We start from the raw sequence: 3,129 nt of genomic DNA, 5'->3' as shown, positions 1-3,129 counted from the left end.
CTGAGAGGCAAAGGTGGGTGCGGGGTTATTTTCAGCGCAGTGAATGACTTTAGTTGCAGCGTGAGAATGTGTGATGGTGAGTATACCGTTGGATTGCAGTATCTCAAGCCGTACAACTACTTGCCTGCCGAGTGTGAGCAGATGCAGGTAATTTGCGATCGCATCAGTCGGGTGTATTCAGATTCACTAGAGGAGACAGTCAAAAGTCTGTTGCAGTCGTCGGGGAAGGTGAATCGACCTTATCTAACAGGGCAAAGCCCAACGCATAACTCTGAAAGCAACAAATCATTTTTCTCTTCCACCCAAGACTTAATCAGGCTAAGATGTTCGTTTTGAATTGTTGGCTTTTGGTATCCCCCACGTTGTTTCGCCTCAATTTCTCCATTTTGGCGATACTGACGTAGTAGATTTCGTACAAATGACAAGCTGACCTTGAATCTTTGAGCTAAATGGCGTTGAGAGCCATCATGAGCTTCCCACGCTGCAATCACACGACGACGCAAATCCTCTGAGTAAGATACTGGCATCGAATCAAACAATTACTTCATGTCTAGTTTACCTGACTTGTGGTTCAATTACTTGAAAATAGCTGTAAGGCATTAATTCCTTTCACCTTTCAAAAATGAGCGAACGTACAGCAGTTATAGAACCGGGGGACTTAAACCCACCGAATTTGTTAATTATTGCTTAACTATCATTGTATTAACAGCTTATAAGATGTATATTTTTATGGTATTAGCTCTATATCATCGGGTTGATTCTCAATTTTCAAGTCTTATCTAGAGAAATTCAACAAAGAAAGGAAAAAGAAATGCCTAAAAATGTCTATTAGTATTGATTCCAGGATTATTAGGAACTAAGTTAAAAACGCCTAAATGATTTCTGCTGTATCCGCAAGACTTACAGTAAGGTTTTCTTTGCTTAACTTTTGATTTATTTAATGAATTAGCTCCAAGTCATGGAAAATTGATGGGGGTAAAGACGCAGAAGAAGAGGAAGAAAACATAAATGTGCAATCTATATTATCAAATAACGATTTGATCGGTGTTTCATCTACCAGGACGACAAACACAAGGATTTTTAGAAGCACTATTTATGATCGTGAGTATTGAGCTAGAAGTACCGGATCGCTCTATGATGTCCCGTCGTTTAAACAAACTATCTTTGGAACTACCGATAGTTCCAAAGAATAAGGTTATTCATGTAGTAGTGGATTCAACTGGAGTTGTGGTACTTAATCGCATGATTCAGTCGGACAAGCCAGACAACTACAAAGTTGAAGACTAATAATCTACTCTACGGAGAGAAGGTGTACCTTTTTTAATTCATGTAACAACACCATTACACACCATTCAAACACAGAATTAACAAGGGAGTAGAGAAATATGCTGTCTGTCAAGAGTAAAACCGTTCTGGTGAGCCAGCCACCATTAGTTGAGATGGGGTTGCCATACCTGCCCATAATGTGGGGTATTTTTAAGACTTATTGGGAGAACTACGGTACTGGAAAAGACTATGTACGTTGGCTTTCGCCAATCAACCAAGTAGCAGAGGTTTCAACCCTTCTGCGTCCTTATCAGGATACCTCAATAGATGTGTTAGTACTAAGTTGTTACATCTGGAATTGGAAGTTGCAATGCCTAATTGCACAGCAAATCAAAGCTCTCCACCCACAATGTTTAATAATCGCTGGAGGACCAGAACCAGATTACAAAGATGTAGATTTCTTTAAGAAATATCCTTATATCGATATGGTTGCAGTCAAGGATGGAGAAATCACATTTACCAAGATTCTCAAAAAAGTCCTTGAATATGACGACACTGGTGAACTGATCGCTAATAAAAACTTATTTGGAGATATTTCTGGACTTTATCTCCCAGGAACCGACGGAAAAGGACATATTTACACCGGGCCGACTGAGATACCAACGGAATTCTACCATAGCCCTTATATTGAGCAAAGCGCCTACTATCAAGAGATGCTTAGTTCTATTAGTAGTGATGTCATTGTCATTTGGGAAACCAATCGCGGTTGTCCATACAAATGCAGCTACTGTGATTGGGGTTCTAATACGATGTCAAAAATTCGGCAATTACCGATGGAGAGGATCAAAGCCGAGATCGAATGGTTTGGACAAATGAAAATCGGCTTTGTCATGTCAGCTGACGCCAACTTTGGGATGTTACCAAGGGATATGGAAATTGCGGATCTCCTGATTGCTGCTAATAAAAAGTACGGTTTTCCTAAATATTTTTCTTACAACACGGCTAAAAATAATCCAGACAGAGCGTTGACAATTGCTAAGAAGTTTCTCAATACTGGTCTTTTGTCAGCCCATGTGCTATCTATCCAACACACAAATCGAGAAGTCTTAGCCGCTACCAACCGTTCCAATATTTCTACACAAAAACAGTACGAAGTCGCACGGCAACTTATGGAGGATGGTATACCAGTCTATGTTCAACTAATTTTAGGAATTCCTGGAGACAAATACGAGTATTGGAAAGCTTGTTTTTCAGATTTGATGGAATGGGGAATCCACACGTATTATTGGGTTTTTCCTTATAATTTACTACCGAACGCACCAGCAGCAGAACCAGATTATATTCAAAAATGGGAAATTGAAACAGTCGATCGCTACGTTTTATTGAATCATGGTATGCGTCTGCGGGGGCCATTTGATCCCTTGACAACAAAATCCCGACTCATCGTCAAGACGAAGACATTTTCATCTGATGATTGGGTGAAAATGAATACCTATGCGGCTTACATTAAGTCCCTACACAATTGTAGTGTGACGCAGTTAATCGCCATCTATCTCAGGTTTACCCACAATATTCCTTACGATCGGTTTTACAATGATTTATTTGATAACTTTATCCAACAGATAAATCCTGCTAGAAACTGGTATCAAGCAGTGCAGGAAAATTATCAGGCCTATTTGGCAAATGATGATGCGATCGCTTTTATGGATATTTCCCAATTTCCTCAATTTGAATACCAAATAGAACCTAGTCATTGGATATTCATTCAAATCTGTTTACAACTTGAATATTTTTTCAACACGCTAAAAGAATATTTATTGCAGAGATATCCGGACTTTCGCAATCTAGAAAGTGTTGTTGAAT

Annotated in this window: 3 protein-coding genes; 2 read left to right on the top strand and 1 reads right to left on the bottom strand. The window is 39.3% G+C overall.

Features of this window, described 5'->3' with window-relative positions; genetic code table 11:
• Window positions 1–239: 239 nt before the first annotated feature.
• Window positions 240–527 (bottom strand): helix-turn-helix domain-containing protein, encoded by a 288-nt coding sequence (locus RRG12_RS42245; RefSeq protein ID WP_420758365.1) that lies wholly within the window; start codon window positions 525–527, stop codon window positions 240–242.
• 517 nt (window positions 528–1,044) lie between these two features.
• Here RRG12_RS42245 and RRG12_RS42240 point away from each other — a divergent pair.
• Complete coding sequence (locus RRG12_RS42240; protein WP_420758366.1) at window positions 1,045–1,287, top strand: transposase; 243 nt, start codon at window positions 1,045–1,047, stop codon at window positions 1,285–1,287.
• Between the two features lie 98 nt (window positions 1,288–1,385).
• Window positions 1,386–3,129, top strand: a 1,744-nt coding sequence (locus tag RRG12_RS42235) for a B12-binding domain-containing radical SAM protein (RefSeq protein WP_420763232.1), incomplete at its 3' end; no start/stop codon positions are given.

It is taken from the genome of Nostoc sp. CALU 546 (genome assembly GCF_048836525.1).
Note: the sequence above shows the minus strand (reverse complement) of the source record. Positions and strands in the feature narration are given on the sequence as shown.

Bases quoted from the DNA above. Each gene is read 5' to 3' on its own strand.
- RRG12_RS42245 (WP_420758365.1), bottom strand. From the start codon at position 527: ATGCCAGTATCTTACTCAGAGGATTTGCGTCGTCGTGTGATTGCAGCG.